The organism is Colwellia sp. MB3u-45 (genome assembly GCF_014077005.1).
Taxonomy (GTDB): Bacteria; Pseudomonadota; Gammaproteobacteria; order Enterobacterales; family Alteromonadaceae; genus Cognaticolwellia.
Window position 1 is genome coordinate 387,563 of record NZ_JACGVC010000053.1, and the last position, 26,166, is coordinate 413,728.

General features: G+C 38.5%; 25 protein-coding genes and 1 pseudogene. 11 read left to right on the forward strand and 15 right to left on the reverse strand.

Translation table 11 applies throughout. The features are described from left to right. Window positions 1-38 precede the first annotated feature (38 nt). On the forward strand, window positions 39-2,828 hold the full coding sequence (gene prsT, locus H4J41_RS16905) for an XrtA/PEP-CTERM system TPR-repeat protein PrsT (protein WP_182137286.1): 2,790 nt from the start codon (window positions 39-41) through the stop codon (window positions 2,826-2,828). A gap of 141 nt (window positions 2,829-2,969) precedes the next feature. On the opposite strand, the gene H4J41_RS17765 is transcribed toward prsT, so the two are convergent. The 3 genes and pseudogenes from H4J41_RS17765 to H4J41_RS17670 form a co-directional block, all read right to left on the reverse strand. After that, the gene (locus H4J41_RS17765; RefSeq protein WP_259367428.1) at window positions 2,970-3,089 is read right to left on the reverse strand and encodes a hypothetical protein; all 120 of its coding nucleotides are present in this window, start codon (window positions 3,087-3,089) and stop codon (window positions 2,970-2,972) included. A gap of 349 nt (window positions 3,090-3,438) precedes the next feature. Then, a pseudogene (locus tag H4J41_RS17665) lies at window positions 3,439-3,657 on the reverse strand (transposase); the annotation flags it as partial. 18 nt (window positions 3,658-3,675) lie between these two features. Then, window positions 3,676-3,843 carry a hypothetical protein gene (locus H4J41_RS17670; RefSeq protein WP_259364475.1) on the reverse strand — a complete coding sequence of 56 codons (168 nt, stop codon included), beginning with the start codon at window positions 3,841-3,843 and terminating at the stop codon, window positions 3,676-3,678. 499 nt (window positions 3,844-4,342) lie between these two features. Here H4J41_RS17670 and H4J41_RS16915 point away from each other — a divergent pair, with 499 nt between their 5' ends. The 3 genes from H4J41_RS16915 (at window position 4,343) to H4J41_RS16925 (ending at window position 6,761) form a co-directional block, all read left to right on the forward strand. Continuing rightward, window positions 4,343-5,071, forward strand: coding sequence for a PEP-CTERM sorting domain-containing protein (locus tag H4J41_RS16915; protein WP_182137287.1), 729 nt, complete (start codon window positions 4,343-4,345; stop codon window positions 5,069-5,071). 321 nt (window positions 5,072-5,392) lie between these two features. Beyond that, window positions 5,393-6,112, forward strand: coding sequence for a PEP-CTERM sorting domain-containing protein (locus tag H4J41_RS16920; RefSeq protein ID WP_182137288.1), 720 nt, complete (start codon window positions 5,393-5,395; stop codon window positions 6,110-6,112). 91 nt (window positions 6,113-6,203) lie between these two features. Beyond that, the gene (locus H4J41_RS16925) at window positions 6,204-6,761 is read left to right on the forward strand and encodes a hypothetical protein (RefSeq protein ID WP_182137289.1); all 558 of its coding nucleotides are present in this window, start codon (window positions 6,204-6,206) and stop codon (window positions 6,759-6,761) included. A gap of 39 nt (window positions 6,762-6,800) precedes the next feature. On the opposite strand, the gene H4J41_RS17770 is transcribed toward H4J41_RS16925, so the two are convergent. The 3 genes from H4J41_RS17770 to H4J41_RS16940 form a co-directional block, all read right to left on the reverse strand. Beyond that, complete coding sequence (locus H4J41_RS17770; protein ID WP_182137290.1) at window positions 6,801-8,828, reverse strand: ThiF family adenylyltransferase; 2,028 nt, start codon at window positions 8,826-8,828, stop codon at window positions 6,801-6,803. Between the two features lie 75 nt (window positions 8,829-8,903). Beyond that, entirely contained in the window at window positions 8,904-9,722 is an 819-nt protein-coding gene (locus tag H4J41_RS16935) for a PEP-CTERM/exosortase system-associated acyltransferase (RefSeq protein WP_182137291.1), read from the reverse strand. Between the two features lie 145 nt (window positions 9,723-9,867). After that, window positions 9,868-10,689, reverse strand: coding sequence for a patatin-like phospholipase family protein (locus H4J41_RS16940; protein ID WP_182137292.1), 822 nt, complete (start codon window positions 10,687-10,689; stop codon window positions 9,868-9,870). 114 nt (window positions 10,690-10,803) lie between these two features. On the opposite strand from H4J41_RS16940, the gene H4J41_RS16945 reads away from it, so the two are divergent. After that, complete coding sequence (locus H4J41_RS16945; RefSeq protein ID WP_182137293.1) at window positions 10,804-11,568, forward strand: S1C family serine protease; 765 nt, start codon at window positions 10,804-10,806, stop codon at window positions 11,566-11,568. Window positions 11,569-11,618: 50 nt separating this feature from the next. On the opposite strand, the gene H4J41_RS16950 is transcribed toward H4J41_RS16945, so the two are convergent. The 3 genes from H4J41_RS16950 to gpmI form a co-directional block, all read right to left on the reverse strand. Next, window positions 11,619-12,371, reverse strand: a complete 753-nt coding sequence (locus H4J41_RS16950; protein ID WP_310649815.1) for a divergent polysaccharide deacetylase family protein — start codon at window positions 12,369-12,371, stop codon at window positions 11,619-11,621. Between the two features lie 94 nt (window positions 12,372-12,465). Continuing rightward, window positions 12,466-13,659: a murein hydrolase activator EnvC gene (locus H4J41_RS16955; protein WP_182137294.1), complete on the reverse strand. Its 1,194-nt coding sequence runs from the start codon at window positions 13,657-13,659 to the stop codon at window positions 12,466-12,468. A gap of 29 nt (window positions 13,660-13,688) precedes the next feature. After that, window positions 13,689-15,230: a 2,3-bisphosphoglycerate-independent phosphoglycerate mutase gene (gene gpmI / locus H4J41_RS16960; RefSeq protein ID WP_220460884.1), complete on the reverse strand. Its 1,542-nt coding sequence runs from the start codon at window positions 15,228-15,230 to the stop codon at window positions 13,689-13,691. Window positions 15,231-15,524: 294 nt separating this feature from the next. Between gpmI and H4J41_RS16965 the strand changes: the two genes are divergently transcribed. The 4 genes from H4J41_RS16965 (at window position 15,525) to gpsA (ending at window position 17,819) form a co-directional block, all read left to right on the forward strand. Further along, window positions 15,525-15,950 (forward strand): rhodanese-like domain-containing protein, encoded by a 426-nt coding sequence (locus tag H4J41_RS16965; RefSeq protein WP_182137296.1) that lies wholly within the window; start codon window positions 15,525-15,527, stop codon window positions 15,948-15,950. A gap of 27 nt (window positions 15,951-15,977) precedes the next feature. Beyond that, window positions 15,978-16,232: a glutaredoxin 3 gene (gene grxC, locus H4J41_RS16970; RefSeq protein WP_404842453.1), complete on the forward strand. Its 255-nt coding sequence runs from the start codon at window positions 15,978-15,980 to the stop codon at window positions 16,230-16,232. 66 nt (window positions 16,233-16,298) lie between these two features. Then, window positions 16,299-16,808: a protein-export chaperone SecB gene (gene secB, locus H4J41_RS16975; protein ID WP_182137297.1), complete on the forward strand. Its 510-nt coding sequence runs from the start codon at window positions 16,299-16,301 to the stop codon at window positions 16,806-16,808. Window positions 16,809-16,811: 3 nt separating this feature from the next. Then, entirely contained in the window at window positions 16,812-17,819 is a 1,008-nt protein-coding gene (gene gpsA / locus H4J41_RS16980; RefSeq protein ID WP_182137298.1) for an NAD(P)H-dependent glycerol-3-phosphate dehydrogenase, read from the forward strand. 388 nt (window positions 17,820-18,207) lie between these two features. Here gpsA and trmL read toward each other — a convergent pair whose 3' ends face one another. Then, entirely contained in the window at window positions 18,208-18,672 is a 465-nt protein-coding gene (gene trmL, locus H4J41_RS16985) for a tRNA (uridine(34)/cytosine(34)/5-carboxymethylaminomethyluridine(34)-2'-O)-methyltransferase TrmL (RefSeq protein ID WP_182137299.1), read from the reverse strand. Window positions 18,673-18,774: 102 nt separating this feature from the next. On the opposite strand from trmL, the gene H4J41_RS16990 reads away from it, so the two are divergent. Next, entirely contained in the window at window positions 18,775-19,674 is a 900-nt protein-coding gene (locus H4J41_RS16990; protein ID WP_310649816.1) for a cation diffusion facilitator family transporter, read from the forward strand. Between the two features lie 76 nt (window positions 19,675-19,750). Here H4J41_RS16990 and H4J41_RS16995 read toward each other — a convergent pair whose 3' ends face one another. The 3 genes from H4J41_RS16995 to H4J41_RS17005 are packed head-to-tail and all read right to left on the reverse strand — an operon-like array spanning window position 19,751 to window position 22,918. Further along, on the reverse strand, window positions 19,751-20,821 hold the full coding sequence (locus H4J41_RS16995; protein WP_182137300.1) for an alpha/beta fold hydrolase: 1,071 nt from the start codon (window positions 20,819-20,821) through the stop codon (window positions 19,751-19,753). Then, window positions 20,811-22,217, reverse strand: a complete 1,407-nt coding sequence (locus H4J41_RS17000) for an ATP-binding protein (RefSeq protein ID WP_182137301.1) — start codon at window positions 22,215-22,217, stop codon at window positions 20,811-20,813. The genes H4J41_RS16995 and H4J41_RS17000 overlap by 11 nt, the downstream gene beginning before the upstream one ends. After that, window positions 22,217-22,918 carry a response regulator transcription factor gene (locus H4J41_RS17005; protein WP_182137302.1) on the reverse strand — a complete coding sequence of 234 codons (702 nt, stop codon included), beginning with the start codon at window positions 22,916-22,918 and terminating at the stop codon, window positions 22,217-22,219. The genes H4J41_RS17000 and H4J41_RS17005 overlap by 1 nt, the downstream gene beginning before the upstream one ends. A gap of 237 nt (window positions 22,919-23,155) precedes the next feature. Between H4J41_RS17005 and H4J41_RS17010 the strand changes: the two genes are divergently transcribed. Then, on the forward strand, window positions 23,156-23,662 hold the full coding sequence (locus H4J41_RS17010; RefSeq protein WP_182137303.1) for a Spy/CpxP family protein refolding chaperone: 507 nt from the start codon (window positions 23,156-23,158) through the stop codon (window positions 23,660-23,662). A gap of 3 nt (window positions 23,663-23,665) precedes the next feature. Here the strand turns inward: H4J41_RS17010 and H4J41_RS17015 are convergent, their stop codons facing one another. Then, a complete protein-coding gene (locus tag H4J41_RS17015) occupies window positions 23,666-25,546 on the reverse strand; it encodes a M56 family metallopeptidase (RefSeq protein WP_182150460.1) in 1,881 nt (626 codons plus the stop codon). 123 nt (window positions 25,547-25,669) lie between these two features. Next, window positions 25,670-26,056, reverse strand: a complete 387-nt coding sequence (locus H4J41_RS17020; RefSeq protein ID WP_182137305.1) for a BlaI/MecI/CopY family transcriptional regulator — start codon at window positions 26,054-26,056, stop codon at window positions 25,670-25,672. Between the last annotated feature and the right edge of the window lie 110 nt (window positions 26,057-26,166).

A 26,166-nucleotide genomic window follows, 5' to 3' on the forward strand; every position in this document is an offset into this window, starting at 1 on the left:
CACATATGAAGATATTACAAAAAATGGAGTTTCCCCTAATGCCTCGTATAAGTTTAAAACTCATATTCGTATATTTAATAATAATAAATATTATGTCCTGCTCAGATCCGAAAACTGTTGAAGAGTATATGGCAGAAGCGCAAAGCTATTCTGAAAAAAGGGATTATGCCAGTGCAATAATCGTGTTGAAAAATGCGATTAATCTGGACAGTAATCATCCTCAAACTCGATACCTATTAGGTGTTTCTTATCTTGATCAAGGTAATTATGTGGGCGCTGAAAAAGAGCTTGAACGTGCATTAGCGCTTAATCCTAATAAACAACAGTTAATGTCAAAATTAGTGCAAGTAAAATATAAACTGGGTAAATATGATTACATTTATCAAGTAGCTGAGAATTCTAGTGTATACGAAGACGATGATATGATTGTGATCCTAACGTATGCGGGCATTGCTTCTATTAATGAAGGTAAAGATATTCAAGCTAAATTTTATGTAGAAAGTGCATTAGCCATCAGTGATAGTTCAATATATGGACAAATAGGACGAGCCTATATATCTCATAGTGAGAATGATTTTCAAGAAGGACTTAATACGGTCGAAACACTTCTAGCTACGGCTCCTAATATGGCTGATGCGATTATGTTAAAAGGTTATTTATTACAAGCAACCGAACAATTTGAATTAGCAGCGCAAACATTTTCACAATATGCAGTACTTAGGCCTAAAGATGTTCAAGTACGTTTTTTTATCGCTCAAAACTACATTTACGCACAAAATTTTGATGCCGCTGAATTAGAAGTAGATCGACTCTTAAAAGTGTCGGCTAGCCACCCTTTAGCTAATCAATTTAAAGCTGAAATAGAGTTTTCCAGGGCAAACTATCAAGCCGCTCAAGAGTACGCCCTAAAGTCACTTATGCAAGGGGAAGGCTTTCACATATCTAAAATTATTGCGGGTGTTAGCAGTTATAAGTTAGGGGATTTAGAACAAGCCTATAATTACTTAAATAGCGTGAAAGCAATGTTACCTGCTCAGCATATTGTAAGACAACTGATTATTGAGATACAGCTTAAGCTGGGCTATGAAATTGATGCGGTAGCAGACTTAAGAGCCATGGTGGAGCTAAATACAGCCGATCCAGCTTTGCTCACTATGGCTAGTAATGAATTATTGACGTCAGGTAAAAAAGAAGTCGCTGAAGAACTATTGCAATATTCTATTGATTTAGATAGCAAAAATCCTGAAGAAGTCGCTAAACAAGGTCTCACACAACTTTTCCTTAATAAAACAGAAAAAGGCATAGAAAACTTAGAAAAAGCTTTGAAATTAGACCCCAATTTAGAATTTGCCGAACAAAGTCTTGTCATGGGGTATTTAAAGAATAGCCAGTTTACAGAAGCGCTTGTATTTGCTAAGAAGTGGCAGAGTATCGAATCTAAAAGGGTGCAAGGCTATTTACTCGAAAGTTTAGTATTGGAGCAACAAGGGAATTTGGAAGAGGCCGAAAAACTTTTATATAAAGTAATAGAAATTGATGAAAACAATACGGCTGCATTGTTTAGGTTGGCCGTACACTTACATAAAAATGACATGAATAGTGAAGCGTTCAACTATTACACCAAAACGATAAAACTGCAACCTCAGCATCATAGGGCAATGATCAACTTCACCCGCTTAATTGCGTCTTCAATGACAACTAAGATGGATTTATCAAGTAAAGCAATTCAATTTTATCATACTGCACTGGAAGAGAATCCATCAAATAATTACCTGAAATTTGGTTTGGCGTTGATACATAATCAGAATAATACTCCTGAAGAAGCAATCGAATTATTTAAAGAGATTGAACAAAGCAGAGATCCTATTGTTGGAATTGAACTTGCTTTAGGTGATAGCTACAGACAAATAAAAGACTGGCGCAATGCAGAACGAGCATACCAAACATATAACAAAAATGAAGCTGAAGATTTACAGGTAATACATAAATTATTTTCACTGTATGAGCAAATGGGAGAATTTGATAAAGCCCTTGCGCTAGTAAAGGAGTCAATTACTTCTCATAAAGACAAACCAGGGTTAGTCTTGCTGAAAGTTTATTATCAATCTCTACTAGGTGAAGAACCAAATTCTCAAGATTTAGATGAAATTAAAGCGAATGAAAATATTGCGGATCATTGGTTTGCAGATAAAACATTCGGTCATTTGGCTTATCAGAAAAAAGACTTTGAAGCTTCCAGCAATTATTATAATGCCGCTTATAATAAGCAACCAAATGAAAAGAACGCAATGTATTGGGCAAAATCGGCAAGCTTGAAAGGTGATAAAGCACAAGCAGTGGAAATATTAGAAGCGCATGTCGCATCCAACCCGCTGGCGATTAAGGCGAAAATGATGTTGGCAGCCGGCTACATTGTTGCACAAAAACCAGAGAAAGCGATGGCTACATATAAAGCGGTTCTCCAAATTGAAAAGAATAATAGTGTCGCGTTAAACAACTTAGCAAACTTGGAGTTACAACAAAATAATACCACAGAGGCATTAGATTATGCTAAAAAGGCGTTAACAGTTAACCCCAAAAACGCTGATTTTATTGACACCTATGCACAAGCCCTAGTCGCTAATGGACAAATAAAGCAGGCAATTGAACAATACGATTTAGCGCTATCGTCAAATAGCGACCCTAAAGTTCAAATAATTATTCATAAGGCAGAGGCGTTAATTGCAGACAGTCAAAGTGAATTAGCCAAATCGTTCCTAACATCGATTAAAACTCAACAGCCTGATGAGCTCGAACAAATTAATAAACTACTAAGTGAAATTAATTAACTCATCATTGGCTGCTGTCAGTGGTAATTTGGTACTTAAGTACACAGTAACGCATTTTGTGTAATTGCCAGGTTTAAACAAGCTCTTTCAAACGGTCTTCGAATTGAATCATAAATTGATTCAAGGCCGTTTTCCAATTTCTTATTGCCATCGTCTATTTTTTGATGCTTGTTCAATCACTAAATAAAGTAATTTTTTAGCCGATTCATCATGCAGAAATAATTTGCGTTTTTTAATGGCCTTACGAATAACACTGTTCAATGATTTAATTGCATTAGTAGTCTATGGCTTTGCGTATATATCACTAGGCTAGTGATAGCGTGCTGACATTTTGCCAATTATCATGCTATGAGCGCGATATACTTGGGTGTTTACTATCCCTGCGTTGCTCAAGTTTTTCGATCGTCATTAAGCCTTCTTCTTCGGTTATCTAAATACCGAGTAATTATTTATGGCCGTCAATCTTGACGTTTGAAGTGAGGTCAGCGGTTTTTTTGATAAGCTGTTTATCTTGTTTGATTTTAACCACCAAACCGGCCAAATAAACGAGGGATAAACTGAGTCTAAAAGCCTCGCTTGCTATTCTTAACTTGCTCAATAACAGCATTCGTTAACCGAGAAATAAGCTTTGCTGATACAGCATATCGTACCTTTTTTTAAACGTCGCGAGAATGCCACGTGTCGTCATACCCTTGAAATACAGGTAGACAATCATGTCCTCCATCGAGGTAAAGCGGGCTTGATTTTTCTTGACGAGCAGAGGCTCAAAGCTTGCATCTCTATTACGTAGCGCGTCTAAATCGACTGCACTATCTTCTGTACGTATAGTTTTAGATGAATAACATTTTTACTGGACTGCTTGACGGGAATAACCAAGGTGCTCGCCTAATTCAGTATTGAGTGTTACCTCAACGGTCACTTTGGTGAACATTTTACGAAAATCAGTTAAGTCTACTTCACTCTTAATTGATTTGGCGGCTTTCTTCGTAAACGCTACGAGTGCTTTTTTATTCATAGTCTGCCTTAAACCCTAATCTAGGTACAAATGACAGGCAGTTACACAGATTTTGTTATAGGGCCTAATAAGGCTGTTATCAGTGTTAATTTGGTATTTATGTTTACCGCTGTCAACATAATCGTGTGTTCAATTTTACTGGCTTTGTTAACTGTTTATTTTTTAACGGCTATATTTTTCAAAATAAACAATATGTTATGAATGATAATTGGCTCAAATATATAACGGTATTAATGTTTTTTATTGGTAATTATTCTCAAAATAGACGCTTATCTTTATGCCTGAAATTTTTGATTCCACCATGCATTACATATGTCTGCTATTTTTACGTATTTACTTTGCTCACAATCTTGGTTTTCGCTAAGTTATTGTTAAATAATGTTAAATAAACAATGGCTTGATATTTGCATTTATCTTGGTAGTAGTAGTTGTTATTGATAAGGAGTTATTGATAACTAAGAAATATAGTTGTAATAAATTAATTTAATAGGAAGTAAAGATGTTTAATTTAAGAAAAAAAATAGGTTTAGCCGCATTGTTAACTGTAAGTTTAGTTGGTTTTAGTCACGCCGACATAATATTGGATGATTTTAGTTATAGCCCTGTTGTAGATATTGAGGTTAACTCAGGGTCTACATCAGAGACTACAGAAAGATTAGATATCAATGCTCTTGGTGGTGACGTAATTTACACGTTAATCTATAATGGTGGGCAACTTGATTCAAGTTCGACAAGTATAGACTTTGGTGGTGATGACGCTTTAACTTGGAATAATGATGCTACAATGCTATCTACTTTATCATTATTTTACACTGGCACTAATGGTACACCTAGTAGTCCTCTTGATTTAACGGCTAGTGGAAACCAAAATGCATTCTATTATGATATTATATTTTCTGATATCGGTTTTGATATCAGTATTATTGTAGGCTCTGGCGGCTTTGACTTTGGAACCCGCCATAGTGTTAATGAAAGTGCATATTCATCAGTATCAGCATCAGTTGGTGGTTTAACTCGTACTACGCTTAGTTTTAGTGATTTTAATGCAGTCTCAGGCTTAGGGGCAGACTTTGCCTCTGTAGACTATGTTCATGTGTTGCTTTCGACAACCACTGCCGGTGCAGATATGATGATTACTGAATTTGGTACGGTTCCAGAACCTACTAGCCTCGCTATATTTGGTTTAGGGCTAATCGGCCTAGCGTTTGCTGCAAGAAAAAAATCATAATTACTGATTTTCTTTCCTGTATTAGAAAAGTATAGAAAAAAACCTCGTTCAACGAGGTTTTTTTTTGCTAAAAATATCCTCATCATTTAAAAATCAATAACCTTTCTCTCCTTTACTTCATAGCAATGACAATTCATCAAAATAGAAGCATATTTAAATTGGCTAATTAGTGTCAGCTTTTTTTACAACTTGAGTTGTGCGAAAAGTAGACAATTTACTAGGTGGTTGTATTCAAATGATTTGTTATATTTGGCCTGTTTAATGCAATTGTTTACTCGCAACGGTTGTAACTTGCATAATTTTTAATTATGGAGAATGAAAATGTTAAATTTAAGTAAAAAAATATTAATGACAACAATATTAACCTTGGGAATGGCGAGTTACAGTTATGCGGACATAGTCCTAGATGATTTTGACTACACGCCTCAACCAGACATAGATATTGTAGTTAATCAGGGTAGTCCTTTTGATACGACCCAACGAAATAATATTAACGGCTTTGGCGGTGATGTTGTATATGAGTTAACTTATGGTGGCGGTGCCGCTAACACTGATTCATCTACTGTCACCTTTAGTCCTGGTCAAATGGCCCTTAGTAATGATGCTACAATGCTATCTACTTTATTGATAACATATTCAGAAATATTTGCTCCGGGAAATGCTACTATCGATTTTAGTTCTTTCAATGGTTTTTATTATAACCTGGTAAGCTCTGATTTAGGTTTTTCAATTGTAGTGACTATCGGTTCTGGCGGTGGCACAAATACAAGTACCTTTAGTCGTGTTTCATCTGCAGTATCAAATTTACCAGGTGAATTTACCCGTACTAATGTACTTTTTAGTAGCTTTGTGGCTGGGCTAGGCGGAGGCGCTGATTTTACTGCAGTAGACTATGTTTCAATGTCGTTAACATCAGATTTAGAAGCTGTAGACTTAGTATTTCAAGAACTTGGTGTAACAAATGTACCTGAGCCTACATCATTGGCCATTTTTGGCTTAGGCTTAATGGGATTAGCCTTTAGTGCGAGAAAAAAAGTTTAATCATCTATTGTGTCAGCAATAATATGAAGTATAAAAAAACCTCGTAAAAGCGAGGTTTTTTTATACTATTTTATAGCTCAGGAGTGTCACTGTGTTAGAAGAGTTTCTCCGCAGACAAGAAATATACGCGACTAAAAAAATATTATTTTTGTTTCTTCTGGTGTATCTGGTTTTTCCACTATATTTATTACCTAAAATTCTTCCTGAAGGACGTCCGTTAGACTTACACCTTTATTACACGCCAACACAGGCCGATACACTTATCGCATCTTATGGCGTTGAAAACCGCCTTGCATATATTAAGGGGCTCATCACTATTGATATGGTGTATCCGCTTTTTTATTCACTTTTTTTAAGCTTATTACTGACTTTTTTTATTGCGCGGTGTTATGCAAAGCATCATAAAATGCAGTACGTAAGAGTACTGCCTTTTTTTATCATGTTACTTGATATTATTGAGAATATTTGTATTATTTTAATGCTACTTGAATTTCCCAGCGCAATCGAAAGCCTTGCCTTAGTGTCAGGTTTGATGACGTTATTAAAGTGGCTACTCATTGCAATAATTTTTGTTATATTGTGCTATGCCGTGATTCATTTTTATCTGCATCGCTCTGATATTGAAGCGTCGAACAATAACGCGTTTTAACAGATAATTTTTAACACGGAGTGGGGGCTTATCATCGAGTTACTGTGAATCTTTTACATACCTAAGCTCTTCTAAGCTTAACCTTACTGATCTACTCGTAGGGAGTGTAGATCGCCCTAGGCGACCGGCAAATATAGCACGACTAGCATTACTGTCGCCTATTAAGCTTTTAAAAAAATGGTCCATTTTGATGGCATTTTCTCTGGCCTTTTTATTTTCAGTAAATCTTACATCCGTACGTAAATACTCAGAAAAAATAACAGGGGTCTGCTCGGGTTGAAAGCCAAGTTGCAACGCTGTGGCTTGCAGCCAAAATTTTTGTACTGCAGCTCCTGCCTCTAAATAGCTTGCTAGCCCAGAGGGCTCTTTGTCAGCAATAATAACAAAATGTGCAGAGCTTTTTATTGCGGTTGAAAAGTCCAATAAGAGCTTAGGCAGCAAAGTACCGGCCAGATACTTATCAAGAAAGTGAAAGCGTGACCAGCTTTTTAATGACCAACGGGATAGGGCAATAGTTAAGGGATCTATACCTAAAGACTTTGCCGGTAGTTTATCTTTACTAAATGTTGAGTTACAGTTTTTTCTCGGGCTGGTATCTTGCTCAATAGGAGTGAATTCCACTATTTTTGAATGCACGTTAAAGCCTTCTTTCATACTTAAACGAGTTGTGGCATTGCCGTACATCAACTTAGCAACTTGCCAACGTTCAGCAAAGGACTCTTTCCAAATCACTGAATAGCCTTCAGGTAGTGTTGCTTCTAATTTTTGTTTTTCGGTTGTAGATAACGGCCTTGTTCCCATCCTTTTTCTCTGCACACAACGTGTTTTTATATAAGGAAAAAGAGCATGAGTTGAAAGTGGCGTTTTAGACGCTTGTATTGCTAATTTAAAAGTAGGAAATAAGTCATAGCTTTCTTGGTCAGGATCAAGGCCGTTTTTATTGTTTATTTGGCTGCAGCATATTTCAAAATTGAGAGATTGCGCGGCAATTTTTGCATTTTCTAGAAAGCAACCAAGCGCAAGTTTACTGGCGTTACCCTTTAAATCATAAACAACATCTTTTCGGGTATCATGACCATGAATGATGCAGCTATGCTCGTCTAAGATTTCAATTCTTAGCGGTTGCATATTGTCGCCACTGGGTGACCATTTAGCGTATTCAAAAATTTGTTCTATCGGTTTCAATTCAGTATCAATCTTTATGTTTGTTGTTGGCCGCATGACAATTTTTTTAGCTATTTTAAACATTAATCGGGGTAATATGCCGGCATTACCAAATGGTCTCCATGTTTTGGCAAACTTATTTCTATAGGCATCGAAATGTAAGCCCCACGGGGCAGCCAAAACAGGCCCTCTATTAAGTAATATTTTTAAAGCATAAGTTTCGGCAATTCCGGCACATAAATTTACAGCCATGGGGGTTGAAGGCCCACGTTTTTCAATAAAACTGACGCGACTTTCATCAACAAGGTAAGAGCGCTGTAGCATAGCTGGAGATAAGCCAATGAGGAACTGAACTAGTTGGTCATTTTCAGTGTCTTTGTCGTCGAAGCGAAAGTATTGTTCGTAAGACATTTTACCCGGCATGAAACATAAAAATGCACAGCCCATTCCAAGTGGTGCTGCGGTTATAACTGGAATGCTATTCTCATAACATTTCTGAAAAACTGTTTTTCGAGCTTCTAAGGCAAAAAAATCGAGAGCATCAACGTAAATATCTACACCGCTTAGAAATTCATCTACATTATGAGAAAACACACCTTCTGGAAAAACTTGTATATCGATATTTGGGTTTATATCTTTGGCAATTCCCTCCATTACATCAGATTTTTGTTGTCCTAGGGTCGACATGAATGCACCCGATTGACGATTAAAATTGTGTACTTCAAAATTGTCAAAATCCGAGATGTTAAAATTATTGACACCTAAGCGGGCAAGAGTGATTAAATGAGCTCCTCCAACACCACCCATACCGGCAATTGCAATTTTTTTATGTCTTAATTGCTGTTGTTCTTCTTCTGTGACCCAGCCGACGTTTCTGGAAAATGCTTTATTATAATCAAACATCTACTTTCCTATTGGTATTTATTTAAGATAATGTTGTACTTAAATGTAGTGTAAGTAATAGGGTGAAAAATGTTTTTATTTGACTAATGATAAATTTTTGCAAATATCTTTAGCTATGGCTTTATATAAACATTTAAATCCAGGAGACAAATCTTCCATAAATATGGTTGCATTAATATAGTACGGTGCCCGTAAACCATGATAATCAATGGCTTCTCCAAGCTGAATATAATTGATACCAACAAACTTCATGCTACGTGCTAACCTAGGTTCCATCATGACGTAAACATGTTTAACACCTGTTTCCATACCCATTGCTGCTGCTGCCATATATAGCCCAATGGCTATAAATGGAAAGCAACGTAGTTCTTTTTCTGAGTAAGTTGGTTCGTTAATAGCACCAAGCGCGGAGCCTTTAAATTTATCAGTTTTACGTCGTCTAAATTCCGCTTTTACGGCAAGTCGTGATATTTCAGCTATTTCATGGCGTGGAAAGTTACTTGGGTGTAGTTCCATATTCTGTATGGAATCTAGGCAGTATTTTTCTATCGGTAATAGTTCAGTTTCGTTTGCTGATTTAACTACTCGTACACAGCTTGTATAAGTATCTGAAGGTTTGTGTTTTATCATTGCAAAAATAGATTGGGCATCAAATTCATCTTGCTCTTTGCCACCATCTTTTATTTTTTCATAGGCCAGTTCTTCGCAATAAACATTGTGTCGAATGCGAAAAACTTCGTCACGTAACTCATCAGTATTGGCAAATTCTGGCTGCAAGAATTGGGTGAAATGCTCAGCAATATTCATCGCATCATGATTGATTTTCATTGATGCAATGCGTTTGGTGATGGCTCCAACCACGGGCACGTTTAGTAACCTCTTGCTCCAATTCATTATTTTCAGTTCCTGACTTTTAGTCGGTTATGCATGATGATAATTATGTTGTTTTCAGTATAGCTATATAATTAATTTACCACTTTATGTAATTATTATGAAATAAAATTGTTAATTATTTATTAACATTCATGATTTTAAACACTTAACGGCCATGATTAATTTTAATGGGCACAATTTTCATTGCAGTTTCATAGCCAATATCAAAAAGGGAAAACTTTTTTTCTTTACTCATGCCAAAATCAACGGCTGAGCATAAACCGGTGTTGATAATGATAGTATTATGCCAAAAGGCGTCATTAATATACTCACGTGATATGGTTGTCATAAAGGTTCTGATCAATAAGGTTACGTAATTTACGATAGGAAATAGCCCATCTGTTTTGAGCTCGTCATATTCATGCTCACCGCGCAGACGAAAACACAATACGGGTGTGCCGTCCATAGCCCAATCTCGGTGTAAGGCATCTTCGGATAAAATACTGCCATCAACCATTAAATGTTTACCAAAGGGTTTAAAGCTGAAAACCAGTGGAATTGACATAGAAAAACGTACGGCCAAAGAAACTTTCATATTAGGTGTTCTTGCGCGGTTAAATATAACGGGTCGTCCAGTTTTAACGTCGGTTGCTACTATATGTAAGTTTCGATTTAGGTCGATAAACCTTTTACCTGCTAAGTGTTGGTCAACCCATTGTTCAAAAATGTCACCGGAACTTAAACCGCCATTACGAATTAAGCACACTAATGAGAAACCTTTAAATTGGTTGTAATCTGTGGTTATCGCAATATGTTTAATTTTTGCTATCGATAAACCAGCAGCATACAAGCTTGCAATTATGCTACCTCCTGATACGCCAACAAGATGAGAAAAATCGATATGCAAATCTTTTAATGCTTTCAAAACGCCGATATGAGCAGGTGAGCGTGTTCCCCCGCCAGCTAAAATAGGTACTATATTCGTCACATATATCTCCTCGCTGTATCCTATTATTTAATTATGGGTAAAAATGGCAAAATCGCTAGCCAAAAAATGTGCTAAGTTCAGGTAAAGCTTTAAATTTTTAAAAGGAGTGAAAATATGAATAAATTATTACCATTATTAATTTTTGTTGGGCTGATATTCAGTTCAATAGTCTGTGCTGACTTCGCGGATACGGTGAGCTTACTTAAACCTTCTGTGGTTGGCATTGGTGTTTATACGCCGACAGGACAGCCGAAAAATCAACTTTATGGCACGGGCTTTGTCATTGGTGATGGCACTTATATCGTGACCAATAACCATGTTATTGAGCAAGAGTTAGATGATAATTTATTACAGAAATTAGCCGTCTTTACCGGTAAGGGCCGAGCGGCGAAAGTAAAATTAGCTAAATTGGTTGCCCGTGATGAGGATCATGATATTGCTATTCTTAAAATTGAAGGGCAGGCGTTACCGGCATTATCATTAGCGAACAATGACTTTCGACGTGAAGGCAGTGCTATCGCGTTTACTGGATTCCCGATTGGCGCGGTGTTAGGGCTTTATCCTGTCACACACCGAGGTATTATTGCTGCCGTAACACCCACTATTATACCCGTTGATGATGCAAGACAAATAAGCATAGCTATGCTTAAACGCTTAAGAGATCCTTATTTAGTGTATCAATTAGATGCAACCGCTTATCCGGGCAACAGTGGTAGTGCTATGTATGATGTTAAAACGGGTGAGGTTATTGGCATTATAAATAAAGTTTTTGTTCAGCAAAGTAAAGAAACCGTGATCAGTAAGCCAAGCGGCATTACCTATGCGATACCCGTGAAGTATCTACATAAACTATTAAGAAAGCATAATATAAAGAGCTAGTGACTATATATGGCCTGATGATTTCATCCGCTGGTAAAGTACAAAGTCGGTTAATCTTCAGCATTTGTTTGTTGATTTGATCTGGCCGTTCTATTGTTTAGTAGCCTTGATATCGGTACTAGCTCTATGTTGTTTTTCTCGAGCAAAGGCAAGAGCTTATGTAATGATCTGATGGTTTCAGGATGTGGATGAGCGATAGCAACAACGCTACGATAACGTTTGGCATCGAGTATTAGTTGTTTAAATTGACTGAGAATATAGGCGTGTTCTAATTTATTATCGAGAAAAATATGTCGATGTAAACTAGGTACGCCAAAGCTTATGGCAACTTCTTCTGCTTGGCTAGCGCCAGTGGTTAAGCTATCAATAAACATTAAGTTTCTTTCACGCAAAAATTGCATGGTCCACGCCATAGGTTGATATAGCTCGGTAAGTTTACTACCCATGTGGTTGTTGATACCTAATGCGAAAGGAATTTCAGCAAAGGCATGAGTTAAGCTTGCTCGAATACCCGTTTCATTCATGGCACTGGTTAACGCGCCTGGGCCGAGTTTTTTGCCATTTTTTGCTTCCATTGGAATATGCAAAATAACATCATTTTTGTTTGCTTTTGCCTGTAACGCCAATATTTTTCCATAGGGTGTATGGGGAAGAATCGCGTAACTGATATTCCCGGGCAAATAGAGTGCTTGAGCGTCGCTTTTTCGATAGCCAATGTCGTCAATAATGATCGCTACTTGTGCAGGTTGAGCATAAAGCAAAGCAGGCCAAAGTAAGCTAAAGGTTAGTAGGAATCGCAGCACGGATAGTTTTTTTTGATGAGAGAATAAATCATTATTTAGGGTAACAGTTCAGATGGTCAAAATCGACTAGTTAAACGCTTAACAATACATAAACTTATTTACACCAAAGTTTAGGGTTGACGGCTATTCCGGTATGTCGAATTTCAAAGTACAGGCCTGAGTTGGCTTGACCACCACTTTGACCTACCAAGGCAATAGGTTCACCGGCTTCTACACGGTCGCCAACAGCTTTAAGTAACGCTTGATTATGGCCGTATAAACTCATGTAACCATCGCCATGATCAACCACAGAAACTAGTCCATAACCTTTAAGCCAATCTGAAAATAAAATAGTGCCATTGTGAATGGCTTTAACTTGTTGGCCAATCGGGGCTGAAAGAAATACCCCTTTCCATTTTAAGTAGCCCTGTTTACTTGAGCCAAAACGGTGACGAATTTGCCCTTTAATTGGCCAACTCAGTTTACGTTTTAATTTACTCAAACCGACTAGGTTATCTACTTTTTGTGCGGCAGCAGCCATTTTTCTCAACAAGGCAACCAATGCCGACTCTTCTTGTTCTAATTTAGCTAGCTTCTGTTGTTCGGTAAGCGCCTTTTTATTGAGCGCTTTTAAGGTTTGTTTTTGTTTGGTTTTTGATAATTCGAGCAGTTGTTTTTGCTGGTTTTGAGTTTGTGTTAATTGCGTTAATTGTTCAGCTTGCTGCTGGTATTGTGCTGTCACGTCATTCAGTTGAGTAATTGTGCTTTTAAAGGTTTCAATTTCTTTAATACGGGCAGCATTGAGGTATTGATAATGAGTAATAGTACGCTGTACGTTACTGGGTTTTTGTTGGTTAAGAATTAACTTTATATAGTCGTGATGGCCGGTAGAATAGGCGGCTCTAAGTTGCTTGGCTAATATCTGTTCTTGCTGTTTTTTGGCCAGTGTTAATTGTTTTTTTTCTGCGCTAAGTTGGCCTATTTTTTGGCGTGTTGTTGTTAGGCTAGTACTGGTGTTTGCTAAGTTTCGGGCCACTTCACCTATGGCGATATCGTCTGTTTTTAATTGTTGCTCTAGATCACTAATCTCTACATTAGTATTTGATAAGGTGTGTTTTTGTTGATTAATAGCTTGTTGAATATCAGACAGTTGCTGATTGGCTTTTGCACTGCTTTGGGCACTACTTTTAACATTAGCGCCTGTTTGGGCAAAAATATCAAACGAGCAAAACATCAGCACTAGGCCAATAAAAAAAGCGTAGCCAGTGCTAAACTGGCTACGTTCTAATATTGGCTTGCTGATATTCATCTTAAAAAGCATGTTTAGATTAAATTAAGTTAAGTTAAGGTTAATAATTTACACCCGGTCATTTCTTTGGGTTGAGGCATATTCATTAATGATAAAATAGTGGGAGCGATATCACTTAGCGCGCCTGTTTTGGCCATTTTTGCGTTTCGACCAATATAAATTAACGGTACAGGTTCACAAGTATGTGCGGTGTGCGCTTGTCCTGACACCTTGTCCATCATTTGTTCTGCGTTGCCGTGATCAGCGGTAATTAAACACTCGCTGCCAGTTTTCTCTAATGCGGTCACTATTCTACCAATACAAGCGTCGACGGCCTCGCAGGCTTTTACTGCGGCATCAAAATCACCGGTATGACCTACCATATCACCATTTGGATAGTTACAAACAATAAAGTCATGCTCGCCGCTTTCTATTGCGGCCACTAATTTATCGGTTAACAGGGTTGAGTTCATTTCTGGTTGTAGGTCATAGGTTGCTACTTGTGGTGATGGCACTAATATTCGTTGTTCACCAACAAAAGTATCTTCTTTACCACCGCTGAAGAAAAACGTTACGTGCGCATACTTTTCTGTTTCTGAAATACGCAATTGCGTTTTATCATGCTTTTCTAGCCATTCGCCTAATACGTTATTAAGTTTTACCGCTGGGAATGCAGAGGGTGCATCGATGTCGGCGGCATATTCGGTTAGCATAACAAAACTGCCGAGTTTGGGTTGTTTTTGGCGTGTGAAGCCTGAAAATTTTGTGTCAGTAAAGCAGCGGGTAAATTGGCGCGCACGATCGGCTCGAAAATTCATAAAGATCATGGCATCGCCATCTTCTACCTTAATTACTTCACCCTGTTCGTCGGTAATCGCTGAGGCTTTAACAAATTCATCATTTTCGTTGCGTGCGTAAGCAGCATGCAAAGCATCAGTCGCCTGAGTATAGTGAAACTCGGCTTGGCCTGAAACCATTAAATTATAAGCTAATTCAACGCGTTCCCAGCGTTGATCTCTGTCCATGGCATAATAGCGGCCAATGACTGAGGCGACTTGCCCGCAACCTAATTCAGCAAACTTTGCTTGTGCTTTTATTAACGAAGCTTCTGCACTGCGTGGTGGCGTATCACGGCCATCTAAAAAGGCATGTAAATAAATCTTTTTTGCGCCTTTTTCAGCCGCCATTTCTAACATAGCAAAAATATGATCTTCATGGCTATGGACGCCACCTGGAGATAATAGACCAAAAACGTGTATCGCTTTATTGTTGCTAACGGCGTTTTCTACCGCATTGACTAAAACAGGGTTGCTTTGAAATTCTTTATCTTTAATCGCTTTAGTAATGCGAGTGAAGTCTTGATACACAATGCGGCCAGCGCCTAAGTTAACATGACCTACTTCAGAGTTACCCATTTGCCCGTCAGGTAAACCAACCGCCACGCCTGAGGTCTCAATCAGCATATTCGGTTTATTCGCCATTAAGTTATCTATTACCGGGGTTTTGGCATGATATATAGCATTAGACTCTGGGTTTTCTCTATATCCCCAACCATCTAAAATAATAAGAACTGTTGATTTTTTGTTTGGCATCACGGCTTCCTTTATATAAGTAATGAGAAATAAAAATAATTTTCAACAGCAGTATATCAAGACACGCAGTGAATATCTTCTGTCTATGTAGAGAAAATAGCAGAGAAAATACTTCTGATCTCATCAGTTTTACAAGTCAATTATGGTGTGAAAAGTTACAGCAATAAGAACAAAATTTGTCGATGGGTATTAAGATATTAAGTAAATCTGTTTTTCTATGAAAAGTTCAGTTTGGGTTTAGTTTATTAGCCTGTATACTATTGCCAAATTTTAGTTAATTAGAATATAAAACTTATGGACCAACTTATCACCTTCGCAATGAGTCAATCTTTGCTCAGCACTATTTGGCTGTTTATTGTTTTGATGATTATTGTCATGACGATCAGAATTCAAATGTCACCTATTAAACAATTAAGCACACAACAAATGACTTTTTTAGTTAATAGAGAGTCTGGTGTTGTTGTTGATAGCCGAAGCGAGAAAGACTTTAAAGCCGGACATATTGTCGATGCGTTACACCTTGGCAATGATAAAGTCAGTAAAAATGATTTTTCTAGTCTTGAAAAACATAAAGATAATCCCATCATTATAGTATGTAGTGCTGGCATGAGCGCAGGCAAAGTGGCTAACCAGCTAGCAAAAGCGGGTTTTACTCGAGTAAGTTTACTTAAAGGTGGCATGAGTGCTTGGTTAAGTGCGGGTTTACCTGTAACCAAGTAGTATGCAACCAAACAACGGACTATGATAATGGCAGTTGACATATATACTAAAGTAACTTGTTTTTATTGCATGAGAGCGAAAGCTTTGCTTGATGATATGAAGGTTAGTTACAACGAAATAAAAATTGACGGTGATGCACTATTGCGTGAAAAAATGATCACACGCAGTCAGGGCAGCGCAACAGTGCCACAAATATTTATTAACAACGAGCATATTGGCGGTTGTGATGAATTACTTGCATTGCATGCGCAAGGAAAATTAGCTTCACTCTTAGCACAATAATATCAGTGAAAAAACATAGAATAAAAATGCCTTAAAAAAGGCGTAACACTTAGGAAGTAACATAACATGGCTGACGAAATTCAAAACGGCGCAGAAGCAACAACTGAACAACAAGCACCACAATTTGCTATTCAACGCGTTTATACCAAAGATATCTCATTTGAAACTCCAAACTCACCAGCAATTTTTCAAAAAGATTGGAAACCAGAAATCCAGTTAGATATTGATACTAAATCAACTAAACTTGCTGATGATACTTATGAAGTAACTTTGTCGTTAACCGTTACGGCTAAAGTTGAAGACCAAACAGCTTTTCTAGCTGAAGTACAACAAGCCGGTATTTTTACCATAGGTAACCTGCCTGAAGCACAGTTGGCCCATACTATTGGTGCATTTTGTCCTACCACTTTATTCCCTTACGCGCGTGAATCAGTAGCGAACCTAGTTAGCCGTGGCTCTTTCCCACAAATTAACTTAGCCCCGGTAAACTTTGAAGCTTTATTCGCCAACTATGTACAACAACGTGCAGCACAAGCGAATGCCGAACAAGCACCAGCAAGCACAGAAACTCACTAGTTTATGAGCCCTGATTCTGCAGCAATTTCCGTTATTGGCGCTGGCTCTTATGGCACAGCGCTAGCAATATGTTTAGCCCGTAATGGTCATAAAACATTGCTTTGGGGACGTGATGCTAATCACGTTGCTGAAATGGCGAGTACACGCGCTAATGAAAAATATTTACCCGGTAGCCAGTTTCCAGAAGCATTAGTGGTTAGTGATGATTTGGCCAACGTAGTCGCGGCCAGCAAAAATATTTTATTGGTGGTGCCGAGCCATGTATTTGGTGAAATGCTGGAGAAAATTAAACCTTATCTAAGAAAAGATACGCGTTTGGTTTGGGCTACTAAAGGTTTAGAGCACGATTCAGGGCGCTTATTGCAAGATGTAGCACGAGAAATCTTAGGTAATGACATATCGTTAGCTGTGCTTTCTGGACCTACTTTTGCAAAAGAAATGGCCGCAGGATTACCAACGGCGATATCTTTATCTTCAACCGATGATGCTTTTGTTGAAGATATATCTAACTTATTACACTGTGGGCGAACCTTTCGTGTTTACAGTAACAGCGATTTTATCGGTGTACAGTTAGGCGGAGCTGTTAAAAATGTTATTGCCATTGGTGCCGGTATGGCTGATGGTATTGGCTTTGGTGCCAATGCACGAACGGCTTTAATTACCCGTGGCCTAGCCGAAATGACCCGCTTAGGTTGTGCATTAAACGCTGAACCGTCAACATTTATGGGCATGGCAGGGCTAGGTGATCTAGTATTAACTTGTACTGACAACCAGTCACGTAACCGTCGTTTTGGCCTAGCGTTAGGCGCTGGCGCAGGTGTTGAGCAAGCGATTGCTGATATTGGCCAAGTGGTTGAAGGTTATCGCAACACTAAAGAAGTTTATATGCTGGCACAGCGCATGGGTGTTGAAATGCCGATTGTTGAGCAGGTTTACCAAGTACTTTATTGCGGTAAAGAGGCCAGATTAGCCGCGGCAGATTTATTATCTCGTGATCGTAAATTTGAATAAGGTTAACTAAACCAACATTGTTGGTGACTTAATAAATAGCGGGCAGTTTAAAGAATTACCAAACGTTGAAAATCACCCGTAGGCTCTATGTAGGTTGGACTTTAGTCCATCAAGTTAAATGAAATTTAACGGTTTTCGCCATAAATAACATTAATTTTTTCAATCTATATTTACAGATTATAAAAAATAATACCCGCTACAAATGTTTGTTTGCCCATCACTTTAATCCCCTGATCAACGTTCCACGGACTCAAGTCCGACCGACAATAAAACTCTGAACGTTGAAAATCACCTGTAGGCTCTATGCAGGGTGGACTTTAGTCCATCAAGTTAAATGAAATTTAACCAGTTTTAACATAAGGTTCATCAGGTTATAACTGACCTACTTTTACACTGAGTCTGCAAAGCCTAGCTGGCGCCATGCTTCATAAACTATCACAGCGGTGGCGTTTGATAAGTTCATACTACGGCTATCTTTTAACATAGGTATTCTGATTTTGTCTTTGTCAGGTATTTGTTGTCTAACATCCTCGGGTAAGCCGCCGGTTTCTGAGCCGAATAAAAGATAATCACCGGACTGAAAACTGATATCACCATAATAGCCGGTAGACTTTGTGGTCACCGCTAATATGCGCTTAGGTTGCTCACTTTCAATAAAACTTTGATAATTCGCATGGCGCTTAAGTGCTGCAAACTCATGGTAATCTAAACCGGCTCTGCGCAATTTTTTATCTTCTAGGTCAAAGCCGAGTGGTTCAATTAGATGTAACCTAAAGCCGGTATTAGCACATAGGCGAATTATATTACCCGTGTTGGGTGGAATTTGAGGTTGAAATAAAACGACATCTAACATATCAAGTGCTTAATAAATTATATAATTAAGTGGTATTATACCGTGCTTGATTCGGCTTTGCTTTATCAATGTTCAGCAATATTTATTCATTAGGAGGACTTAGTGCAGGCTAACAAGATAGATTCAAACCAATATGCTTACTTAGTAAAGCTAGCAGCATTTGCGGCAACAGCAACGGCGTTGATTTTAGTGGTCTTGAAGCTTTATGCTTTTTTTGTCACTGATGCTAGTGCCATGTTAGCTTCTGCGACTGACTCGATTTTAGATTTATTCGCTTCCATCATGAATGTGGTGATTTTACGTTTCGCTTTGGCTCCGGCCGACAAAGAACATAAGTTTGGTCACGGCAAAGCGGAAAGTTTAGCCGGATTGGTACAGGCCGCCTTTGTGTTGGGTTCAGCATTATTACTGGTGTTTAATGGTGTTGATCGTATTATTAATCCACAAGAAGTGGTGCGCACTGAAGTGGGTATTGTGGTCTCAATTATTGCGATTGTCTTGACCTTGTTGCTGGTGATACTGCAAAAATATGTCATTAACCGGACAAAATCTGTCGCTATCAGTGCCGATTCTTTGCATTATCAATCTGACTTAATTCTGAATTTAGGCGTGCTTGCGGCCCTGTTTTTAAGCCAAGGTTATTGGTTACAAGCGGATGGGGTTTTTACTGTTGCGGTCGCTATATTTCTGCTCATTGGCGCAGGTAAAATTATCTGGAACAGTGTTCATCACTTAATGGATCATGAACTTACTGAAGAAGAGCTTAATACCATTAAGAAAATTATTTTGGCGCATGAAGGTACTCATGGTTTACACGAGTTGAGAACACGACAAGCAGGGCCAGATCGTTTTATTCAATTTCACTTAGAATTAGATGGTGAGTTATCTTTGTCAGAAGCTCATAGTATTGGCGAGGCCATTGAAACAGAAATTATTCTAGCCTTAGCACCCTGTGAGGTCTTTATTCATCACGATCCTTTGTCAGCGTCTAACCACGAATAGGCTAAAGACAAAAAGCCGATGACTAAGGCATAACTTCTTATGTTTTAGTCATCGGCTCTTGGCGCTTAGTTATGGGTTACTGATGTTGTGAAAACCATGTGATGGTTTTATCTATCGCGATATCACGGTATTGGTCCACTTCAAAAAAAAGCTCGTGATAGGCGCCAGAGATGACTATGGGCTTACCGCCCGGGCAAGCATTGTGATTAAAATTATTGAGTGTTAGACAAAAGTTATCTTGCGCATGATTATCAACAATTTGTTCATTTTCTGCTTGCAACATTTGTATTGGTAACGACAATTTTTCGATATCAATAAATAAATTATCCGAATTTATCATGGCTTGCTCTAGCCAATTAAAAGTGACGCCACCGAGTTTTAGTACTGGCTGAGCTTGATATAGTGACTGAAAACGCTGATAACGCTTTGCTGAATGCATCAAGCGATTTTGTGCAAATGAACTTTGATTACTATCACTTTGGCCAAAAAAATACCATGGTGTATTAGACAGCCAACGGTTTATGGTTGAGCCTGTTTTGATTAATGCTTTCGCTAACCAATCTGGTGTGCCGCCACTTGATATAGCTATCATGGGAGAGCTTAAACTTAATGCTTTAACCTTATGTGGGTAAAGTTGCAGGTATCTTAATGCAATAGCGCCACCCATTGAATGTGCTAGCATAAAAGAGCTTTGCTGATGTTGCGGGTATTTTTCAGGTAAGACCTGATGGAGCAATCGTTGTAAATCTTGCGCGTATTGGTCAAAATTTTCCACATAACCCTGTAGGCGGTTTGTGGTTAAACGCATCGAAAGTCCTTGTCCTCTATGATCAATAATAACGCTATCATAGCCTTGATTATCTAGGTCATAAGCCAACTCTTGATATTTTAGGTAACCTTCTGAACGCCCAGGTACAATAACAATATAAGGCTTTTGAGGGCGTTTAAAGTTAGTGGCATAAGCGATACGAATATTGTCATCTGTTTTAAATGACGCTTGAGTTACTGATTGCCAAAAGTTTTCAATGGCGGCAATCTTCTCTAAGGTAAGCGCTTGCTTACTCTCTAAGGCTTTTGCATTGGTCATTGCTGAAATTCCTAAAAATAGCCAAAAGAAAATTAGCGGATAAAGTTTTTTATGATTCATTAGCGCTATTTTTACTGATATCAAAGGGTAATTCAATGGTAACCGTAAGACCATTATCGCTATTGTTTTGCGCACTAATATTGCCATTATGTGCAACAATAGCTTGTTTTGCTATTGCCATGCCAAGTCCCGTGCCACCTGTGGCGCGATCACGTGATTGAGCAACCCGATAAAAGGGTTCAAATAACTTAGCTAAGTCATCAGCGGGAACACCGATGCCAGTATCAATTATCTCGATTATAAAATGGCTGCTAGTTTTGTGTAAATGTACCTTTAGCTGATCGTTTGCGTGGCTATATTTTATCGCATTAATTAAAATATTATTGATGGCACTGGATAATAAGTTTGGATCTGCTTGCATCAGTGCTGACCTTTGACAGTCAAAGGTAATGGTTATTGATTTTTCATTGGCGATATATTGTGCGTCTTCAATGCAGAGGATTAATAGCTGTTTAAGATCGACAAACATCAATTCTATTTGGCTAATGGTGTTCTCCATTCTTGATAATGATAAAACATTAGCGATCATCTCGTCGAGCCGAGCGACCTCGAGTTCACACCGTTTCAAATGTTTGTGTAATAGTGCTTCGTTTATATTGTGTTGTTGAGCAAGCCCAAGCGCGATTTGCAATCGGGTCATGGGTGAGCGCAGTTCATGAGAAACATCGGCCATCAGTCTTTGATGAGCGCCAATGTTTTGCTCTAGTTTTTCAGCCATTAAGTTAAAACTAATCGCACAAGCGCCAATTTCATCATTGCGTTGCGCTATTAAGGGAATGCGGGCGCTAAATTCACCATCACCAAAACGTGCGGCGGCTTTTTGCATAGCTATTAGTGGCTTGGTTAACGAGCGAGTCAGTAGCCAAAGTAAAATAGAGCTGATAATAATAGGAATAGCGAAACGCGGCCACACGGGCATACGGTCTATAATGTTGCCAAAGGGAGGTTTTCGGTCGCGACTAGCAAGAAATAACTGATAGGGTATACCGGCAATATCAATCGTTAACGGCCCGGTCATACGATAGAATTGAAACTTAACTGTAGTGAGGCTCTCGATATTATTTTCGGTTAAAAACTGTTGTAAATTTTTTATTTGCCACTTATCAGCAGCGTATACGGCATGAGTTGAGATGTTTTTTAATAGTAATTCACGGCCTTCTTTTTGCGACAAAATGGCCAGCACTTGTTGTGGTGAAGAGACTCGATTCGCTTTAATTTTTTGGCTAATTCGCTCTACTCTTGTAATATCAGAGTGATGCGTTGGGATAATAAAACTCTTGTTTCTAAATTGTTCAGATACCAACCTGGTGACGCCAATGGTCAATATTACAATTAACCAAAAACAGATAAATAGTTTGGCGCCAATGGAGGAAAATTTCCCGGCAATTTTCAACATTAATTGAGTTCTCCAGTCAAGAAAATATAGCCGGCACTGCGAATAGTCTTAAGTTTGTCGCTTGGGCTAAAGGGTAATAATTTTCGTCTGATATTACTGACATGCATATCAATACTGCGGTCAAACGCACTTAATTTACGCTTTAATACCTGTTCTGATATTTCACTTTTACTGACAATTCCCCCTGGCTTTGACATTAAATGCTCAATGATCTGGTATTCAGTGCCGGTAAGTTCAATAAGTTGGTTATGGCAACTCACCTGACGGGTCGCGTGGTTAAGTTTAACGCCGTTAACTTGCAGTGCAGTGCTTTGTGCTTTGCTATTTTTTACAATCTCTATACGGCGAAGAATGGCGTTAATACGAGCGAGTAGTTCACGATGTTGGAACGGCTTGGGTAAATAATCGTCTGCGCCAAGTTCTAAGCCTAATATTCGAGAGGCATTATCACCTTTGGCAGTTAGCATTAATATTGGGGTTTTGTGGTTGCCACCCAGCGCTTTTAGCACTTCAAAACCGGTTAAGCCTGGCATCATCACATCTAATAAAATCAATGAAATTTTATCATCATAGGCTTTTTCTAATCCTGAGATACCGTCATGGCAAGATATTAATTCAAAGCCTTCTGTGGCCAGATAATCAGATAATAACTCAGCAAGCTCTGTGTCATCGTCTATTAAAAGAAGTTTATGCTTTTTCATGGTTGCTCTCGTTAAGCGCTAGGGTCAAGTATTCAGTACTTATACTCAAACCCTTGAAACAAGGATGTTGAGGGCGTTTGGGTATAAGCGAAACGGATTAATTATGTCGTCTAATTAGCACCATAATAACGTATAAGTTAAGCGCCAAGGGCTATCTTTACAAAACATTTACGTTGCTTTGCGTTTACTTTCGTTGCACAAATTATACTGAGGGTGAATTAATTGAGGAACAAACTTATGAACACACAAAAACTGTATTCGACAATAAAACCCCATGCGGCAGTCAGCATACTTGTGCTTAGTATTATCAGCCTTAGTAGCTTTAGCGCCAATGCTATGGGTCACGAAAACAAACATCATAGCCATCACAATAGCCATGACATGAGTCATCAACAGCATCAAGGTCGTGAACATCAGCAGGCAAAGCTAGACAAACGCTTACATCACTTAGCGAAAAAGTTAGATCTAAGTCAAGCACAACGCAGTGAAATTAAGCTGATTTTTGTCAGTATGACAGAAGATAAACAGGCTAAAAAGCGCGTTATGTCAGATTTTAAAGCGCAAGTGAAGCCATTGCTGCAAGCGAGCGAATTTGATGAAAATCAGTTTGCAGCTATCTATGCCGAACATCAGCTGAATTTTCAGCAAGCTGCAATGGAAAGGGCAAAAGTTCACCATGGTGTTATGCAAGTGTTAACAGCAGAGCAGCAGCAAAAGTTTTTAACTATGGGTAAACACCGTTAAGCTTTACTCTAAAAGACTAAAGGAGAATATTTTTGACATTGTGCTTTCTACTGCGCGGCCATTTTCTTTTGCAGGTAGAAAGCGCCATTTTTCCATGGCGTTACGAATGGTATGGCGAAAGTAGCTAACTCTGCTTTTAGACTCAAACTGAATGTCTTGAACTAAGCCATTTCGGTCTATACTAAACTCCACCATGATCTCTAATTCTATGCCTTTTCTTTTTGCTGAAGCCGGATATTTAGGTTCAGCTGAATTTATTAGTCGCGCGGTTACCGTACTCGTTTTAAAAGCCTCATGCTCGATGACACGCTTGTTTAATTGGCTTTGACCTAGGCGTGTACTACTCAACTTATTATCTGTCTGTTGTGGGTAGTTAGTACCAAATTGGCTTGGGTTTAATGCCGTTATTTGAGTATCTCTGGATGTTATGGGTTCGTTTAACAGTGAATTAACTTGTTGCTTATACGGGTTTGCCTCTACTCCAACATATGTAGAGTCAGTGCGTTCAAAGGCTAATGTTGAAATCGATTTTTTGCTTGCTATGTCTGGCCGTTGCTTAACTTGTGTTTCCTGTTGTAATTCTGCGTGATGTTGGGCGACATTTTTTTTATTATTAGGATTTACACGCACAAAAGGTAACTCGTTATAATAGGAGCTAGTTGAATTATCACTCAAAACGTCAAGCTTATCTTTTGCTACTATTTCATTGGTTTTTTGTTTTTTATTAATAGGTTGAGCTGAGATTGCTACTTTTTTGGGCGCCGGTAATGCACGGGCACTTGTCTGATCGCTAGCTAATAAATGACTAGCAAGTGTGGTGTTGGCATTTGTTTGCTGAAAGGTTTCAGGGCTCGGCGTTATTGAGTTTTTATTTTGCACTGTTACAGCGTTATACATTGTTACAGGGTTATATAATGAAATACTCCCCGACTGTAGATCAATAATCGGTAAGGTTAGCGAGTATTTAGACAAGAGAAAAATAATGCTCAATAAGATGGTAAATGAAGCAAGCCATTTGCCGGTGTCGGCAGTTTTTGTGCAGTGCTGCTGCTGGTCTAATAGTCGAACCACCCGTTGTTTTAAATCACCACCAGAAGCCGCCATGGCCATATTTGGAATGGTGTGATGGCGATGTTGCTCACACAAAGAGGCGGTATCTGCCAAGGTATGCGCATAGGCCAATGAACTGCCACCGTGTTGCACGGCAACATCATCGCTACAATACTCTCTTTCGTTACGCATTTGTTTTGACACCCAATTAACTGCAGGATGAAAAAACAGTAATATTTCAACAAGCGTTTGTAAAAAATTGACCAAGTAATCATGACGTCGAATATGTGCTAATTCGTGTAGCAACAGCATATCTAACTGTTGAGGGGTTAAGCCTGACAACATACTAAATGGGATCAGCACCACAGGTTTTAACCAACCTATTGCCATAGGAACATCGGTTTTGTTAGAAAGTAATAAGGCCACTTTTTTCGACAAGCCGACTTTAACAAGCAGCACATCAAAACGCTTTTGCAGTGCAATATCAACGGCAGTACAGCCCTGCAATGGCAGTTTATTAACATTGTACAGCTCGATAATTAACTTAAGCGCAAGTGTGGTAACAACAGTAAACCAAAGCATGGCGACTAGAGGGAAATATGCTAACCATTCCATATACCAAGCGTTTGCGGCTGTTTTTTGTAGATAAAAATCTTGATCCAGTAAAGGCTGAGCATGAACAAAGTTTGTTACTTGACGAAAATCAGTATCGTAAACAAGAAAAAAAGTGATGATAGGTAAAATAAGGTTGGCTAGCATCGCCATAGAGCTTAATGCGTAGCGTAATTGAGATTTTTGATAGGATATTAGCGACAGTAAGGCTTTTAATACCACTGCAATTAGAACTCCTTGCCATAAAAAATGGATAAGAGTTATGGCTAAAGCCGCCAATGATGGACTATGTATTAAGCTTTCCTCAATCATGCCTGTTTAAGTTACCTTGTGAGTCTTAGTTAATTAAGATTGTTGTTCTAATTCATTGAGTAACTGTCTAATATCTTCAATTTCTTCTTTGCTTGTTGAATTATCTAACGCTCGCATGACTAACTTTGATGTTGAACCACCAAAGGCTTTTAACACTAAATCTTTTAATAAAGACGATTGTGTAACCATCTCGCTATTCGAGGGCGCATAAACATGCGCTCGGTTGCTTTCGTCGCGAATAACTAAGGTCTTTTCGTGCATAATTTGTAATATCTTCAGCACAGTTGTATAACCCGTTTTTTGGCTTTGGCTAACTGTGTCATGGACTTGTCGAACTGTAGCTGGTCCGATTTTCCAAAGAATATTAAGCAGCGTTAGTTCCGCCTCTGTAGGCTTAATATTTGATTTATCTCGTAACATTGAGATTCCTTAAGGCAAATTTATTTAAAATTATACCAAGCGAACTAATTTTCTGCTTACTGTGAGAAGTAGTCAGTTTGGTATTGTTATACGAATATACTCGTATCTTA

What these genes read in the sequence shown, in the direction of transcription:
- prsT (WP_182137286.1), top strand. Translation starts at nt 39, where the DNA reads ATGCCTCGTATAAGTTTAAAACTCATATTCGTATATTTAATAATAATA.
- H4J41_RS17670 (WP_259364475.1), bottom strand. Translation starts at nt 3,843, where the DNA reads ATGAATAAAAAAGCACTCGTAGCGTTTACGAAGAAAGCCGCCAAATCA.
- H4J41_RS16915 (WP_182137287.1), top strand. Translation starts at nt 4,343, where the DNA reads ATGTTTAATTTAAGAAAAAAAATAGGTTTAGCCGCATTGTTAACTGTA.
- H4J41_RS16920 (WP_182137288.1), top strand. Translation starts at nt 5,393, where the DNA reads ATGTTAAATTTAAGTAAAAAAATATTAATGACAACAATATTAACCTTG.
- H4J41_RS17770 (WP_182137290.1), bottom strand. Translation starts at nt 8,828, where the DNA reads ATGTTTGATTATAATAAAGCATTTTCCAGAAACGTCGGCTGGGTCACA.
- H4J41_RS16935 (WP_182137291.1), bottom strand. Translation starts at nt 9,722, where the DNA reads ATGAATTGGAGCAAGAGGTTACTAAACGTGCCCGTGGTTGGAGCCATC.
- H4J41_RS16945 (WP_182137293.1), top strand. Translation starts at nt 10,804, where the DNA reads ATGAATAAATTATTACCATTATTAATTTTTGTTGGGCTGATATTCAGT.
- H4J41_RS16955 (WP_182137294.1), bottom strand. Translation starts at nt 13,659, where the DNA reads ATGAATATCAGCAAGCCAATATTAGAACGTAGCCAGTTTAGCACTGGC.
- gpmI (WP_220460884.1), bottom strand. Translation starts at nt 15,230, where the DNA reads ATGCCAAACAAAAAATCAACAGTTCTTATTATTTTAGATGGTTGGGGA.
- H4J41_RS16965 (WP_182137296.1), top strand. Translation starts at nt 15,525, where the DNA reads ATGGACCAACTTATCACCTTCGCAATGAGTCAATCTTTGCTCAGCACT.
- grxC (WP_404842453.1), top strand. Translation starts at nt 15,978, where the DNA reads ATGGCAGTTGACATATATACTAAAGTAACTTGTTTTTATTGCATGAGA.
- secB (WP_182137297.1), top strand. Translation starts at nt 16,299, where the DNA reads ATGGCTGACGAAATTCAAAACGGCGCAGAAGCAACAACTGAACAACAA.
- gpsA (WP_182137298.1), top strand. Translation starts at nt 16,812, where the DNA reads ATGAGCCCTGATTCTGCAGCAATTTCCGTTATTGGCGCTGGCTCTTAT.
- trmL (WP_182137299.1), bottom strand. Translation starts at nt 18,672, where the DNA reads ATGTTAGATGTCGTTTTATTTCAACCTCAAATTCCACCCAACACGGGT.
- H4J41_RS16995 (WP_182137300.1), bottom strand. Translation starts at nt 20,821, where the DNA reads ATGAATCATAAAAAACTTTATCCGCTAATTTTCTTTTGGCTATTTTTA.
- H4J41_RS17000 (WP_182137301.1), bottom strand. Translation starts at nt 22,217, where the DNA reads ATGTTGAAAATTGCCGGGAAATTTTCCTCCATTGGCGCCAAACTATTT.
- H4J41_RS17005 (WP_182137302.1), bottom strand. Translation starts at nt 22,918, where the DNA reads ATGAAAAAGCATAAACTTCTTTTAATAGACGATGACACAGAGCTTGCT.
- H4J41_RS17010 (WP_182137303.1), top strand. Translation starts at nt 23,156, where the DNA reads ATGAACACACAAAAACTGTATTCGACAATAAAACCCCATGCGGCAGTC.
- H4J41_RS17020 (WP_182137305.1), bottom strand. Translation starts at nt 26,056, where the DNA reads ATGTTACGAGATAAATCAAATATTAAGCCTACAGAGGCGGAACTAACG.